Here is a 13,824-nt window from a genome sequence, read left to right on the forward strand (position 1 = left end):
ACATAGCCCGAGTGCCGCCACGACCGTGGCGGCACTCAGGACTGCGATGCGGGTGCGGTTCAACTACCTACTCAGCCGACGGAGGACAGCAGGTTGAGCGCGGAGCCCTTGGAGATCTGCCAGCCGGTCGGGCTCGGGCCCGCGACGAACTGGATGTTCTGGGTGGCGGTGCCACCGAGGGCCGAGGTCGCGGTGACGTCGGCGTAGGCCACGCCGCCCTGGTCGTCGATGTTGGCGATGTTGAAGGTCAGCGGGAACTTTCCTTCAGCGGCGGCCCTGTTGTAGGCGCGGTCCGCGGCGATGCTCTCGATGCGGCCGATACCGCCCTGGATGTAGGGGGCCTTGCCGCTGAACGAGCCGCCGCTTGCCAGCGCCTGCAAGGTCTGCACCAGCGGGGCCTCCAACTGCGGCGCGGGGGCGGCCGGCAGCGGCGCATCGAACACCACCGGCTGGACGGCGGGCGCGGCCGACATGCCGCTGGATGCAATAGATGTCACACCCACCGCTGCTCCGCTCACCACGGCTGCGGCTGCGGCTGCGGTGAGAAAGCCGGTAACGAGGGTTTTCGGGGTCACGACTGTCCTTTCGATCGGACCAACTGAACTTAGAGGCTAACAGTGGTGCTGGTGTGTCTCTTTCCTAGAGCACACACAATGGCTGAATCGCCGGTAGCGTTGAAGTTGTTACTGCACCAACTTGCGGTGCGGGAGGGAGCGCAATATGAGTGAGTCAGAGCGTTCGGAGGGCCATGCCGAGAGCTTCTCGGCCGGCTACTCACAGCCCATGTCCAGCGATGATGCCGCCGAGCTGGAATCGCTGCGCCGTGAGGCTGCGCTTCTGCGTGAGCAACTGGAAAACGCGGTAGGGCCCCAGAGCGGGCTGCGCAGTGCCCGCGACGTCCACCAACTCGAGGCGCGGATCGACTCGCTCGCGTCGCGCAACGCCAAGCTCATGGACACCCTCAAGGAAGCCCGCCAGCAGCTGCTCGCCCTGCGTGAGGAGGTGGACCGGCTGGGTCAGCCGCCCAGCGGTTACGGCGTGCTGCTCGGCACCCACGAGGACGAGACCGTCGACGTGTTCACCTCGGGCCGCAAGATGCGACTCACCTGCTCGCCGAACATCGAGACCGCCTCGCTCAAGCAGGGGCAGACGGTCCGGCTCAACGAGGCGCTCACCGTGGTCGAGGCCGGCAATTACGAGGCGGTCGGTGAGATCAGCACGTTGCGGGAGATTCTGGCCGACGGCAACCGCGCCCTGGTGGTCGGTCATGCCGACGAGGAACGCATCGTCTGGCTGGCCGAGCCGCTGATCGTGGCCGAGGATCTGCCCGAGGCCGCCGAGGCTGTGCTCGACGACAGCCGGCCGCGCAAACTGCGCCCCGGTGATTCGCTGCTGGTCGACACCAAGGCCGGATACGCCTTCGAGCGCATCCCGAAGGCCGAGGTCGAGGATCTGGTGCTCGAGGAGGTGCCGGATGTCAGCTACAACGACATCGGCGGCCTGGGCCGGCAGATCGAACAGATCCGCGACGCCGTGGAGCTGCCGTTCCTGCACAAGGAGCTCTACCGCGAGTACTCGCTGCGTCCGCCCAAGGGCGTGCTGCTCTATGGCCCGCCCGGTTGCGGTAAGACGCTGATCGCCAAGGCCGTGGCGAACTCGCTGGCCAAGAAGATGGCCGAGGTCCGTGGCGATGACGCGCGCGAGGCCAAGAGCTACTTCCTCAACATCAAAGGCCCCGAGCTGCTGAACAAGTTCGTCGGTGAGACCGAGCGTCACATCCGGTTGATCTTCCAGCGCGCCCGCGAGAAGGCGTCCGAGGGCACCCCGGTGATCGTGTTCTTCGACGAGATGGACTCGATCTTCCGCACCCGCGGCACCGGCGTCAGCTCCGACGTCGAGACAACCGTTGTGCCGCAGCTGCTTTCGGAGATCGACGGTGTGGAAGGGCTGGAGAACGTCATCGTCATCGGCGCCTCCAACCGCGAGGACATGATCGACCCGGCGATCCTGCGGCCCGGCCGCCTGGACGTCAAGATCAAGATCGAGCGGCCGGACGCCGAATCGGCGCAGGACATCTTCAGCAAGTACCTCACCGAGGCCCTGCCGGTGCACGCCGACGATCTCGCCGAGTTCGGCGGTGACCGCGCGCTGACGATCAAGACGATGATCGAGAAGGTCGTGGACCGGATGTACGCCGAGATCGACGACAACCGGTTCCTGGAGGTCACCTACGCCAACGGTGACAAGGAAGTCATGTACTTCAAGGACTTCAACTCCGGGGCGATGATCCAGAACGTGGTCGACCGCGCGAAGAAGAACGCCATCAAGAGCGTCCTGGAGACCGGTCAGCCCGGCCTGCGCATTCAGCACCTGCTGGATTCGATCGTCGACGAGTTCGCCGAGAACGAGGACCTGCCCAACACCACCAATCCCGATGACTGGGCGCGGATCTCGGGCAAGAAGGGCGAGCGGATCGTCTACATCCGCACCCTCGTCACCGGCAAGAGCTCGTCGGCCAGTCGCGCGATTGACACCGAATCCAACCTGGGGCAGTACCTGTAGGCGGTGTCTCGGGCTACCCGCTTCGAGCCCTCAGGGTTGCGCCGTGTGGGTGCGGTACCGGTCGCGCGCCACGAGGGTCAGTCGTAGGTCGTCGAGCAGTGGGTCGAAGAACCGGTTCCGCTGCTCGACGTCCGAGACCGCCCTGGCGCTCAGGTACATGAACGTCAATGCGGCCAGGAACATGGTGGTCTGGATCAGCGCCTGAGGAACCGGGAACGTCATTCCCAGCAGTTGGCCATCTGCGGACCCGTTGCGGGTCCAGGCGGCCAGCAGTTCGGGGCTGAGCACGATCAGGCCCAGCACGAAGAAGATCAGTGCCGTGACGATGGCGACGGTCAAGATCTGCACTATTTGCGAGAGTAAGAGCACGAACACCACATTGAGTCGTTCGGGCTTCGACAGCCCTACCCGGCGCGGCCGATCGGCCATGTCGGCGAACGGTGTGCCGCTCAGGCGCCCGTCGTCTTCGGGTTCTTTGGCATCGGGCCGAAGGATCGGCCGCACTCGCTCCAGCGTGCTGGAGCCCAGGAACACCGTGGCGACCGCGAAGAGGAACGCCAGCGCCAGCCAGAGGCGGGTCCGGCTCAACGTCGATGCCATCACCCACACGTAGGTGTTGAAGAACACCAACACCGTCAGCAGGACCACCGGCAGTGCCCGGACGAACAGGCTGCCCACCGATGCCAGGTTCGAGATCGTCACCTGGGCCGCGAAACTCATTATCGATCCGATTCCTGTTGCAGTGCAAAGCAATACCGCCGCAATGACCAGCAATTCGATGACGAGGTTGACGCCGCTACGGGCGGTCATCCCACCGTAGAACCCACTGGCCACGGTCAGCAGCACGGCCACCGTGGAGGCCGCTCCGGCACTGCGTGAGGTCCCGAGCCGCGCGACCGCCCAGCCGATGATCGCGGCGATGGGCAACACCAGCAACAGCACCGCAAGCACAAACCACTCGGTGCGTGTGGGGCTGCCGTCGATGGCAATGGTGTGCTTGCCGGTCACTGCGACCACCAGCACCGAGCTCAACGTCACCCATGCGTAGGCGGCCAGGGCCGGCGCGGACCGGGCCCACACCGACCGCACCAGCGCGCCGGGACGCAGCACCGCGGGTAACCCGTTGGCCAAGAACCAGCGTTCGGCCTCGACGTGGTCGGCGAATTTTGACGTCACCTCGAATACTGCACCAAGCAATCACTGCTTCGGCAAGCACTGGTGCCGAGATCGGTGCAGTGTGTCGTGGGTCTCACTCTGCTGCCCACGGATCCCATGGTGTTGCCCGGACCACAGCGCGGAGACTGAAGAGAATGAGGTGAGGGAAAAGGCCATGTGCATTCCCGCGCCCTATCGGGAATGCGCCTGCCAGCGATTATTAAAACTTGATTGGAATTTCTGAGTGGCTCGGTGACTGGACAAATGCCGGGCGCGCGCGGTCGGTTTTGCCGGCGCGATCGCCGGTGGTGACCCGAGGCACCCGGTGCTGCGAGGGTGGTACACGCGCGCCAATGTAACGATCAGATAACAGCGCTAACAATTTTCTGAGATTGACGAATCGCGAAGTTAATGCAGGTCAAAGCAGGTGAATGCAGACGGAATATCGGTCCTGACGCGGTGTCGGCGCTTGATCCCGGCACTGCGGTGTGCTTACGTCGAGGGCACCGATGGCTTGAAACTGACGATGATCGCTGAGAAGTTCGGTGGTGACTTTTAACTCGATATGCGTGTTTTAGAAAGCGTTCCGGGACGCCATTCCCGGGAAGAATTCCTGCGCGCCCCGCGGGGTACCGATGCGATTGGCATCCGTGACCTCGCCGAAGCGACCGGGGTGCTGGATGTGAATTCCACCTACGCCTATCTGTTGCTGGCAACCGATTTTGCTGCGTCGTCAATCGTGGCCGAGCGCGACGGTGAGCTGCACGGATTCATCACGGGCTACCACCCGCCGCCACGGCCGGACGTCCTGTTCGTCTGGCAGGTCGCCGTGGCCCCCTCGGCCCAGGGCGGGGGACTGGCCTCCACGATGCTCGACGCACTCGTGCACCGGGTCCGCACACAGCGCGACGGCCGCCCGATCACCGTCGAGGCGACGGTGGCGCCAGGCAACGCAGCCTCACGCGCGTTCTTCGGGGCCTTCGCGCGCCGGCACGGTGTCCCGCTCGTCGAGGACCCGCACTTCGAGCGCAACCTCCTCGACGCCGACGGGGCGCACGAGGATGAGCCGATTCTGCGGATGGGGCCCATCACCACTCCGCTCTCGCGCTGAAATCAGTTATCTGATAACTAGTTTGATTCGATTGGAAGGATTATCCCTTGCTGCTCGCTACGACAGCTCCGTTGACCGAGTCTGACCTTCCCGACGTGTTCAGCTCGGTCGAGTCCGAGGTCCGCAGCTATTGCCGCAGCTGGCCCACCGTCATGAACCGTGCGGCCGGCTGCTGGGTGACCGACACGGCGGGCCGTACCTACATCGACTTCTTCGCCGGGGCGGGTGCGCTGAACTACGGCCACAACAACCCCGCGCTGAAGGAGCCGTTGCTCGAATACCTGGCCTCCGACGGAATCGTCCACTCGCTGGACATGGCCACTGCGGCCAAGCAGAAGTTCCTGGAGACCTTCGAACAGCTGATCCTGCGCCCGCGCGGGCTGGACTACAAGGTCCAGTTCCCCGGCCCCACCGGCGCGAACTCGGTGGAATCGGCGCTCAAGCTGGCCCGGAAGGTGACCGGCCGCGAGTCGGTTATCAGCTTTACCAACGCATTTCACGGCATGACGCTGGGTGCGTTGTCGGTGACCGGCAACTCGATGAAGCGAGCCGGGGCGGGCATCCCGCTGGTGCACGCCACCCCGATGCCGTACGACAACTATTTCGGCGGGGTCACCGAGGACTTCCAGTGGTTCGAGCGCGTGCTCGACGATTCGGGCAGCGGGCTGAACCGGCCCGCCGCGGTGATCGTCGAAACCGTCCAGGGTGAGGGCGGTCTGAACGTCGCGCGGATCGAATGGCTGCGTGCACTGGCCGAGTTGTGCCGTAAACGCGACATCTTGCTGATCGTCGACGACGTCCAGATGGGGTGTGGCAGGACCGGGCCGTTCTTCAGCTTCGAGGCGGCCGGCATCGTGCCCGATATCGTCACGATATCGAAGTCGGTCAGCGGCTACGGCCTGCCGATGGCGCTTACGCTGTTCCGCCGCGACCTCGATGTGTGGACACCGGGGGAGCACAACGGAACCTTCCGTGGCCACAACCCGGCGTTCGTCACCGCCACCGCGGCGCTTGAGACGTATTGGCAGAACGACGAATTCAGTGCCGAGACGGTGGCGAAGTCTGAGCTGACGCGGGGCCGCCTCGACGAGATCGCGGCCGCTCACGACGGTGTGACCGCTCGTGGCCGCGGATTGGCCCAGGGCCTCAAGTTCGACCAGACGGAACTGGCCGGGCAGGTGTGCCGGGCGGCGTTCGACCGTGGTGCCCTGATGGAGACCAGCGGACCTTCCGACGAAGTGGTCAAACTGCTACCGCCGCTGACGGCTTCGCCCGCCGAGTTGTCCGAGGGGCTCGACATTCTTGCCGAGTCTGTCGCCGTCACGCTGGCCTGAGGGAGACATTGACATGATTGTTCGCACCACTGCCGAGATCACCGGGACCGACCGTGATGTGGCCGATGCCACCTGGCGCTCCAAGCGCATCATCTTGGCTGGCGACGGCGTCGGTTTCTCGTTCCACGAGACCACCATCGAAGCCGGTTCGGTCAACGAGTTCCACTACCAGCATCACGTCGAGGCGGTGTGGGTGATCGAGGGCACCGGCACGCTGACCGATCTGGAGACCGGGCAGCAGTATCCGCTGGCCGACGGAACCATGTATCTGCTCAACAACCACGACCGCCACCGCGTCACGTGCGATGAACAGCTCCGGATGTTGTGCGTCTTCAACCCGCCGGTTACCGGGCGGGAGGTGCATGACGAGAACGGCGTTTACCCGGCGCCGCAGTCGGTCGCATGACGGCACAGCAGGACACCGAACTATCGGTGATGAGTGCAGTGACCGACGATCGGTACCCGACGCGGCTGGAGCATGCGATCGAGCCGATACCGCGCCACGAGCCGGTGGTGTGGGGCAGCGTGGCCGATGGCCCGCTGAGTCAGCCCCATCTCGACGGCTTCTCCGACTACGGCTATCTCGTTGCGCCCGAGACGGTGTCGGACGATTGGCTGCCGCCGCTGCGGCACGAACTCGACCGGATCGCAGCGGATCTCGACACTGATGATCCGCGGGTGATCCGTGAGCCCGGCGGCACGATCCGGTCCATCTTCGAACCGCATCTGCTGAGCGACCTGGTGGCCAAGGTGGTCCGGCTGGACACGGTATTGCCGGTCGCGCGTCAGCTGCTCGGCGGCGATGTGTACATCCACCAGGCGCGGATCAACCTCATGCCGGGGTTCACCGGGAACGGGTTCTACTGGCATTCGGACTTCGAGACCTGGCATGCCGAGGACGGAATGCCGGCGATCCGTGCCGTCTCGTGCTCGATCGCGCTTACCGAGAACTACCCGTACAACGGGTCGCTGATGGTGATTCCGGGGTCGCATCGCACGTTCTATCCGTGCGTCGGTGCCACGCCTGAGGACAATCACGACACCTCTCTGGTGGCGCAGAACATCGGCGTGCCCGACGAGACGACCCTGACCAAGGCCGTCGACGAGCACGACATCCACCAGTTCACCGGTCCGCCCGGAACCGCACTGTGGTTCGACGCGAATCTGCTGCACGGCTCGGGGTCCAACATCACACCCCTGCCGAGGTCGAATGTCTTCCTGGTGTTCAACTCGGTGGACAACGCGCTGACCGAGCCGTTCGCCGCCCCGAAGCCTCGGCCGGAATACCTGGCGGCTCGGAGTACAGACGCCGTCACCTAGGCTGGCCCCATGCAACGGATTATCGGAACAGAGGTCGAATACGGCATCTCATCGCCGTCCGATCCGACCGCCAATCCGATCCTGACCTCGACTCAGGCGGTGCTGGCATATGCGGCGGCCGCCGGCATCCAGCGCGGCAAGCGCACCCGGTGGGACTACGAGGTCGAAAGCCCGCTGCGCGACGCCCGCGGCTTCGACCTGTCGCGGGCGTCCGGACCGGCCCCGATCGTCGATGCCGACGAGGTGGGCGCGGCCAACATGATCCTCACCAACGGTGCCCGGCTGTATGTGGACCATGCGCACCCGGAGTACTCGGCACCCGAGTGCACCGATCCGATGGATGCGGTCATCTGGGACAAGGCCGGTGAGCGGGTGATGGAGGCCGCGGCTCGCCACGTCGCAAGCGTGCCCGGCGCGGTCAAACTGCAGCTGTACAAGAACAACGTGGACGGCAAGGGAGCCTCCTACGGGTCGCACGAGAACTACCTGATGAGCCGGCAGACGCCGTTCTCCGCGGTGATCGCCGGGTTCACGCCGTTCCTGGTGTCCCGGCAGGTGGTGACCGGCTCGGGCCGCGTCGGCATCGGACCCTCCGGCGACGACCCCGGCTTCCAGTTGTCCCAGCGGGCCGACTACATCGAGGTCGAGGTCGGCCTGGAGACCACGCTCAAACGCGGCATCATCAACACCCGTGACGAGCCACATGCCGACGCTGACAAGTACCGGCGGCTGCACGTCATCATCGGTGATGCCAACCTGGCGGAGACGTCGACCTACCTCAAGGTGGGCACCAGCTCGCTGGTGCTCGACCTGATCGAAGAGGGCCCGCAGTTCGGGCTCGATCTGTCCGATCTGGCGCTGGCCCGTCCGGTGCACGCGGTGCACGTGATCAGCCGCGATCCGTCGCTGCGCGCGACGGTGGCGCTGGCCGACGGTCGCGAGATGACCGCCCTGGCGCTGCAGCGGGTGTACCTGGAGCGGGTGGCCAAACTGGTCGACATCAAGGACGCGGATCCGCGGGCCTCGCATGTCGTCGAGACCTGGGCACACGTGCTCGACCTGCTCGAACGCGATCCGATGGAATGTGCCGAGATTCTGGACTGGCCGGCCAAGCTGCGGTTGCTGGAGGGATTCCGCCAGCGCGAGAACTTGGGCTGGCAGGCGCCGCGGCTGCACTTGGTCGATCTGCAGTACTCCGACGTGCGGCTGGACAAGGGCCTGTACAACCGGCTGGTCGCGCGCGGTTCGATGAAGCGCCTGGTCACCGAACAGCAGGTGATCGAGGCGGTGGACAATCCGCCGACCGACACCCGCGCGTACTTCCGGGGCGAATGCCTGCGCCGGTTCGGTTCGGATATCGCCGCGGCCAGCTGGGACTCGGTGATCTTCGACCTCGGCGGCGATTCGCTCGTTCGGATTCCGACGCTGGAGCCACTGCGCGGCAGCAAGGCGCACGTCGGCGCCCTGCTGGACTCGGTGGACAGCGCCGCCGAACTCGTCGAGCAACTCACAAACTGACCATTTCCGGCGGTGAGCTATCCCGGGCAATCCGGGTGCCGACCGGTACTGTGGAAGGACCGGTTGGGCGGTTAGCCCTACCGATGACAATTGCAGGAGGCAGCGATGGCTCAAGAGCAGACCAAGCGTGGCGGTGGCGGCGGCGAGGACGACGACCTCCCGGGTGCATCGGCCGCCGGCCAGGAGCGTCGCGAGAAGCTGGCCGAGGAGACTGACGATCTGCTCGATGAGATCGACGACGTGCTGGAAGAGAACGCAGAAGACTTCGTGCGCGCATACGTTCAAAAGGGCGGCCAGTGACCTGGCGCGAAAACTTGTCTCTGCCCCAACCCCTCTCCGGTACTCCCTCTGTAGCAATGGATCTGTCGTCCTTCTCTGAACTGCTGCGTCGACAGGCCCCCGAACTGTTGCCGGGTAACCGTGTCGCCGACGGCACGATCAACCCGACCAACGCGGTGCCGCACGGAACGACCATCGTCGCGATCAAGTACCCCGGCGGCGTACTGATCGCCGGTGACCGCCGCGCTACCCAGGGCAACATGATCGCCGGTCGCGACGTGCAGAAGGTCTACATCACCGACGACTACACGGCGACCGGCATCGCGGGCACCGCTGCCATCGCGGTCGAGTTCGCTCGCCTATACGCGGTGGAACTCGAGCACTACGAGAAGCTCGAGGGTGTCGCCCTGACATTCGGCGGCAAGGTGAACCGGCTGGCGATCATGGTGCGCGGCAATCTCGGTGCGGCACTACAAGGTTTCGTGGCGCTCCCGTTGCTGGTGGGCTTCGATACCGACGCGCCCGACGCCGAGAATGCGGGTCAGATCGTGTCGTTCGATGCCGCGGGCGGCTGGAACATCGAGGAGGAGGGTTACCAGTCGGTGGGCTCCGGCTCGATCTTCGCCAAGTCGTCGATCAAGAAGCTCTATCCGCAAGTGGTGGATGTGGATTCCGCGCTTCGGGTGGCCGTCGAGTCGCTCTACGACGCAGCCGACGACGATTCGGCCACCGGCGGTCCCGATCTGGTGCGCGGCATCTATCCGACCGCGGTGACGATCGGTGCCGAGGGCGCCGAGGTGGTCACCGAGGAACGCATCGCCGAGCTGGCCCGCGAGGTCATCGCGCGCCGGACCCGGACGGGCGGTGAGGGGTAAATGAGCTTCCCGTATTTCATCTCGCCCGAGCAGGCGATGCGTGAGCGTTCCGAATTGGCGCGCAAGGGCATTGCCCGCGGTCGCAGCGTGGTGGCGCTGGCCTATGACAGCGGCGTGCTGTTCGTGGCGGAGAACCCGTCGCGGTCGCTGCAGAAGGTCAGCGAGCTCTATGACCGGGTCGGTTTCGCTGCCGTCGGCCGGTTCAACGAGTTCGACAATCTGCGGCGCGGCGGTATCCAGTTCGCCGACACCCGCGGCTACGCCTACGACCGCCGCGACGTTACCGGCCGTCAGCTGGCCAACGTGTATGCGCAGACGCTGGGCACGATCTTCACCGAGCAGGCCAAGCCCTACGAAGTTGAACTGTGTGTGGCCGAGGTGGCGCACTACGGCGAGACGAAAGCTCCGGAGCTGTACCGGATCACCTATGACGGGTCGATCGCCGACGAGCCTCATTTCGTGGTGATGGGCGGAACCACCGAGCCGATCATCACTGCATTGAACGAGTCGTACGCGGAGAATGCCGACTTGGGCGCCGCGGTCAAGATCGCGATCGAGGCACTGAGTGCGAGCGGCAACGGCTCCGAGCCGCGCATACTCGGACCCGCAACCCTCGAGGTCGCGGTTCTCGACGCCACGCGGCCGCGCCGCTGCTTCCGCCGGATCACCGGGGCAGCACTGGAAGCTCTTCTGCCTGAACCAGATTCGGCTTCAGATTCGGATTCCGAACCGGCTGAGTAGCCGCGATGGTCGAGCCGGTCAGCCCCGTAGCGCCAGTGCTGACCGGCGCCAGGATTCTGCGCCAGAACTGGGTCGACCTGACTTTTCTGCACTGGCCGGTTGCCCCGGGCCGAATCACGCACCTCTTTCCGGCCGGAACCGCCCCTGACACCTTCGACGGGGCGAGCTACGTCGGCGTGGTGGCCTTCCGGATGACGGGCACCGGCTTCGGCCAAGGGCCCGGACTGCTCGGCAGTTTCCTGGAGACCAATGTGCGGTTGTACTCGGTTGATCGCACCGGGCGTCGCGGCGTCGTGTTCCTGAGCTTGGACACGCCGAGGGTCGATGTCGTGCTTGCGGCCCGTGCCGCGCTGGGAGTCCGCTATCGGTGGGCCCGGATGTCGTACCACCGGGCCGGGGACCGGCACGTCTACACGACGGCGGTGCGTTGGCCGCGAAGCCGGGCCCGTAGCCGCATCGAGGTGGAGGCGGGCGATCTTCTGACGCCGGGGCAGCTCGACCATTTTCTGACTGCGCGCTGGGGTTTACACGTCGCCCATGCCGGACGCACCTGGTACGTGCCCAACGAGCACCCGGCCTGGTCGTTACGGTCTGCCGAGCTGCTGGGGTTCGATGAGTCCGGACTGTTCGCCTCGGTCGGCCTCGACGGGCTGTGCGACGGGCCGCCTGCGCACGTCGCGTTCAGCGACGGCGTGCCTGCCCAGTTCGGGTGGCCGCTGCGGGTCGGCACGCCCAACCGATCCCGTTGACCACGGTTTCGGCGGTGCCGCCAACACCGGCGTCGGCGCAGCGAACCGGGTCGACCGCCGCCTCACGTCGTGCTTTACAACGGATGTCAGCTGGGTCACAATAAAACGAACGCCATTCGTTTTAGGAGACGACAGATGATCACCCTGACTGCCGCCGCGCCGGAGTCGCTGTCCCGAAGCGCCGACTCGACGCGTCCCCTTCTGCGGGTCGGGCTGGTGCAGCACCGGTGGCGGCCCGATGCGGGCGAACTGGTCAAGGTGCTGCGGAACGGCATCGATCGCGCGGCCGGCGCCGGTGCCGCGCTCGTCTGCCTGCCGGAGATAACCCTGTTGCGGTACCCCGCGGATACCCCGGCCGCATCGAATCCCGGCGCATCGGCGGAGGATCTCACCGAAGGTCCGACCTTCGCCCTGGCCGCTGAGGCGGCCCGCGCCAACGGCGTCTTCGTGCACGCCTCTCTGTACGAAAAGGAGCCGGCCGAAGACGGATTGGGCTTCAACACGGCAATCCTGGTGACCCCGTCGGGGGAGTTGGCCGGGCACACCCGCAAGCTGCACATCCCGATCTCGGCCGGCTACTACGAAGACACCTATTTCCGTCCGGGTCCCGGACCGTCCACCGGCGAGGCCGCCCCCTATCCGGTGTACAACCCGGAGGGTCTTGGTGCCCGCGTCGGCCTGCCGACCTGCTGGGACGAATGGTTCCCGGAAGTGGCGCGCAGCTATTCACTCGGCGGTGCCGAGATTGTCGTCTACCCGACGGCCATCGGTTCGGAACCGGTGTTCCCGGCCTTCGACACCCAACCGCTGTGGCAGCACGTGATCGTCGCCAACGGCATCAGCAGCGGCCTGTTCATGGTGGTGCCCAACCGCACCGGTGACGAGGGCAAGGTCAGCTTCTACGGCTCGTCGTTCATCTCCGACCCGTTCGGCCGGGTGCTGGTACAGGCTCCTCGTGACGAAGAAGCTGTGCTGGTCGCCGATCTGGATCTGGATCAGCGCCGGGACTGGCTGGAGCTGTTCCCGTTTCTGCTCACCCGGCGGCCGGACACCTACGCCGCGCTGACCGCGCCCGTCGACGTGGCGCATCCGTATGGGCTCGGCCACGAAGCCACGGCGGTCGTGAAATGACCACCTACCGGATGCCGGCCGAGAGTGCACCGCAGGATCGGGTGTGGATGGCGTTCCCGTCCGCAGGCTATTCGCTCGGCGACAGCGCGGCCGAACATCACGAAGCGCGCAGCACCTGGGCGGCAGTCGCGCACGCGGTGCTGGAGTTCGAGCCGGTGACGATGGTGGTGGATCCCGCCGAGATGGCCGCGGCCCGGCGCTACCTGTCCGCTGCTGTCGACATCGTCGAGGCGCCGCTGAACGACGCCTGGATGCGCGACATCGGTCCCACCTTCGTGCATACCGGGGACGGCTCGGTGGCTGCGGTGGACTGGGTGTTCAACGGTTGGGGGGCCCAGGATTGGGCGCAGTGGGATCGGGACTCGAAAATCGGTGCCGCCGTGGCTGACTGGTCTGGCGTGCCGGTGGTCGATTCGCGCCTGGTGAATGAGGGCGGCGGAATCCAGGCCGACGGGCTGGGCAGCGTCCTGCTCACCGAAACCGTGCAACTGGATCCCGGCCGCAACCCCGGATCCACCAAGGCCGATGTGGAAGCCGAGTTGGCCCGCACCATCGGTGCCGACCACGCGGTCTGGCTGCCGCGCGGGCTGACCCGCGACTCGCAGCGCTTCGGCACCCGTGGGCACGTCGACATCGTGGCGGCGATCCCCGCGCCCGGGCGGTTGATGCTGCATACGCAACGCGCGGCCTCACATCCGGATCACCTGGTGTGCAAGGAAATTCGGGCAGCGATTGAGCAGACGCACGATGTCGCCGGGCGGCCGTGGGAGATCGTGGAGCTACCCGCTCCCGACCAGTTGACCGATGCCGGAGGGTTCGTCGACTACAGCTACATCAATCACCTGGTGGTCAACGGCGGGGTGATCGCCTGTGCGTTCGGCGATCCGAGGGACGCGGACGCAGCGGCGATACTGGCCGAACAATATCCGGGCCGCCGGGTCCTCAGCGTCGATGCCCGTCCGCTGTTCGAACGTGGCGGTGGCATTCACTGCATCACCCAGCATCAGCCTTCGCCCTTCCTGCGGTGATCAGATTGCCGGCCCGCCGGC

The 13,824-nt window shown here is 65.8% G+C and carries 14 protein-coding genes; 12 read left to right on the top strand and 2 right to left on the bottom strand.

Annotation, left to right across the window (positions count from 1 at the left end):
• Positions 1–71: 71 nt before the first annotated feature.
• Complete coding sequence (locus E0T84_RS07310; protein WP_070188717.1) at positions 72–575, bottom strand: hypothetical protein; 504 nt, start codon at positions 573–575, stop codon at positions 72–74.
• Between the two features lie 145 nt (positions 576–720).
• On the opposite strand from E0T84_RS07310, the gene arc reads away from it, so the two are divergent.
• Complete coding sequence (gene arc / locus E0T84_RS07315; RefSeq protein WP_138744116.1) at positions 721–2,562, top strand: proteasome ATPase; 1,842 nt, start codon at positions 721–723, stop codon at positions 2,560–2,562.
• A gap of 30 nt (positions 2,563–2,592) precedes the next feature.
• On the opposite strand, the gene E0T84_RS07320 is transcribed toward arc, so the two are convergent.
• Entirely contained in the window at positions 2,593–3,738 is a 1,146-nt protein-coding gene (locus E0T84_RS07320; RefSeq protein WP_138744117.1) for a hypothetical protein, read from the bottom strand.
• Between the two features lie 544 nt (positions 3,739–4,282).
• Between E0T84_RS07320 and ectA the strand changes: the two genes are divergently transcribed.
• The 11 genes from ectA to E0T84_RS07375 all read left to right on the top strand — a co-directional run bounded on the left by ectA (position 4,283) and on the right by E0T84_RS07375 (position 13,803).
• A complete protein-coding gene (gene ectA / locus E0T84_RS07325) occupies positions 4,283–4,828 on the top strand; it encodes a diaminobutyrate acetyltransferase (protein ID WP_070188720.1) in 546 nt (181 codons plus the stop codon).
• 47 nt (positions 4,829–4,875) lie between these two features.
• Positions 4,876–6,162, top strand: a complete 1,287-nt coding sequence (gene ectB, locus E0T84_RS07330; RefSeq protein WP_138744118.1) for a diaminobutyrate--2-oxoglutarate transaminase — start codon at positions 4,876–4,878, stop codon at positions 6,160–6,162.
• A 13-nt stretch (positions 6,163–6,175) separates the two neighbouring features.
• Complete coding sequence (locus E0T84_RS07335; protein WP_070188722.1) at positions 6,176–6,568, top strand: ectoine synthase; 393 nt, start codon at positions 6,176–6,178, stop codon at positions 6,566–6,568.
• Positions 6,565–7,482 carry an ectoine hydroxylase gene (thpD, locus tag E0T84_RS07340; RefSeq protein WP_138744119.1) on the top strand — a complete coding sequence of 306 codons (918 nt, stop codon included), beginning with the start codon at positions 6,565–6,567 and terminating at the stop codon, positions 7,480–7,482. Before E0T84_RS07335 ends, thpD begins: the two co-directional genes overlap by 4 nt.
• 9 nt (positions 7,483–7,491) lie before the next feature.
• Positions 7,492–9,000, top strand: a complete 1,509-nt coding sequence (gene dop, locus E0T84_RS07345) for a depupylase/deamidase Dop (protein WP_138744120.1) — start codon at positions 7,492–7,494, stop codon at positions 8,998–9,000.
• 105 nt (positions 9,001–9,105) lie between these two features.
• Positions 9,106–9,300 (top strand): ubiquitin-like protein Pup, encoded by a 195-nt coding sequence (locus E0T84_RS07350; protein ID WP_003880265.1) that lies wholly within the window; start codon positions 9,106–9,108, stop codon positions 9,298–9,300.
• A gap of 56 nt (positions 9,301–9,356) precedes the next feature.
• The gene (prcB, locus tag E0T84_RS07355; RefSeq protein WP_138744121.1) at positions 9,357–10,154 is read left to right on the top strand and encodes a proteasome subunit beta; all 798 of its coding nucleotides are present in this window, start codon (positions 9,357–9,359) and stop codon (positions 10,152–10,154) included.
• Entirely contained in the window at positions 10,155–10,895 is a 741-nt protein-coding gene (gene prcA, locus E0T84_RS07360; RefSeq protein WP_138744122.1) for a proteasome subunit alpha, read from the top strand.
• A 5-nt stretch (positions 10,896–10,900) separates the two neighbouring features.
• Positions 10,901–11,644, top strand: coding sequence for a YqjF family protein (locus E0T84_RS07365; RefSeq protein ID WP_138744123.1), 744 nt, complete (start codon positions 10,901–10,903; stop codon positions 11,642–11,644).
• Positions 11,645–11,779: 135 nt separating this feature from the next.
• Positions 11,780–12,775: a nitrilase-related carbon-nitrogen hydrolase gene (locus E0T84_RS07370; protein WP_138744124.1), complete on the top strand. Its 996-nt coding sequence runs from the start codon at positions 11,780–11,782 to the stop codon at positions 12,773–12,775.
• The gene (locus E0T84_RS07375; protein WP_138744125.1) at positions 12,772–13,803 is read left to right on the top strand and encodes an agmatine/peptidylarginine deiminase; all 1,032 of its coding nucleotides are present in this window, start codon (positions 12,772–12,774) and stop codon (positions 13,801–13,803) included. Before E0T84_RS07370 ends, E0T84_RS07375 begins: the two co-directional genes overlap by 4 nt.
• Positions 13,804–13,824: the final 21 nt, after the last annotated feature.

Source organism: Mycobacterium sp. DBP42, assembly GCF_005924235.1.
Lineage (GTDB): Bacteria > Actinomycetota > Actinomycetes > Mycobacteriales > Mycobacteriaceae > Mycobacterium > Mycobacterium syngnathidarum.

Bases quoted from the DNA above. Each gene is read 5' to 3' on its own strand.
- arc (WP_138744116.1), top strand. From the start codon at position 721: ATGAGTGAGTCAGAGCGTTCGGAGGGCCATGCCGAGAGCTTCTCGGCC.
- ectA (WP_070188720.1), top strand. From the start codon at position 4,283: ATGCGTGTTTTAGAAAGCGTTCCGGGACGCCATTCCCGGGAAGAATTC.
- E0T84_RS07335 (WP_070188722.1), top strand. From the start codon at position 6,176: ATGATTGTTCGCACCACTGCCGAGATCACCGGGACCGACCGTGATGTG.
- thpD (WP_138744119.1), top strand. From the start codon at position 6,565: ATGACGGCACAGCAGGACACCGAACTATCGGTGATGAGTGCAGTGACC.
- dop (WP_138744120.1), top strand. From the start codon at position 7,492: ATGCAACGGATTATCGGAACAGAGGTCGAATACGGCATCTCATCGCCG.
- E0T84_RS07350 (WP_003880265.1), top strand. From the start codon at position 9,106: ATGGCTCAAGAGCAGACCAAGCGTGGCGGTGGCGGCGGCGAGGACGAC.
- prcB (WP_138744121.1), top strand. From the start codon at position 9,357: ATGGATCTGTCGTCCTTCTCTGAACTGCTGCGTCGACAGGCCCCCGAA.
- prcA (WP_138744122.1), top strand. From the start codon at position 10,155: ATGAGCTTCCCGTATTTCATCTCGCCCGAGCAGGCGATGCGTGAGCGT.
- E0T84_RS07365 (WP_138744123.1), top strand. From the start codon at position 10,901: ATGGTCGAGCCGGTCAGCCCCGTAGCGCCAGTGCTGACCGGCGCCAGG.
- E0T84_RS07370 (WP_138744124.1), top strand. From the start codon at position 11,780: ATGATCACCCTGACTGCCGCCGCGCCGGAGTCGCTGTCCCGAAGCGCC.
- E0T84_RS07375 (WP_138744125.1), top strand. From the start codon at position 12,772: ATGACCACCTACCGGATGCCGGCCGAGAGTGCACCGCAGGATCGGGTG.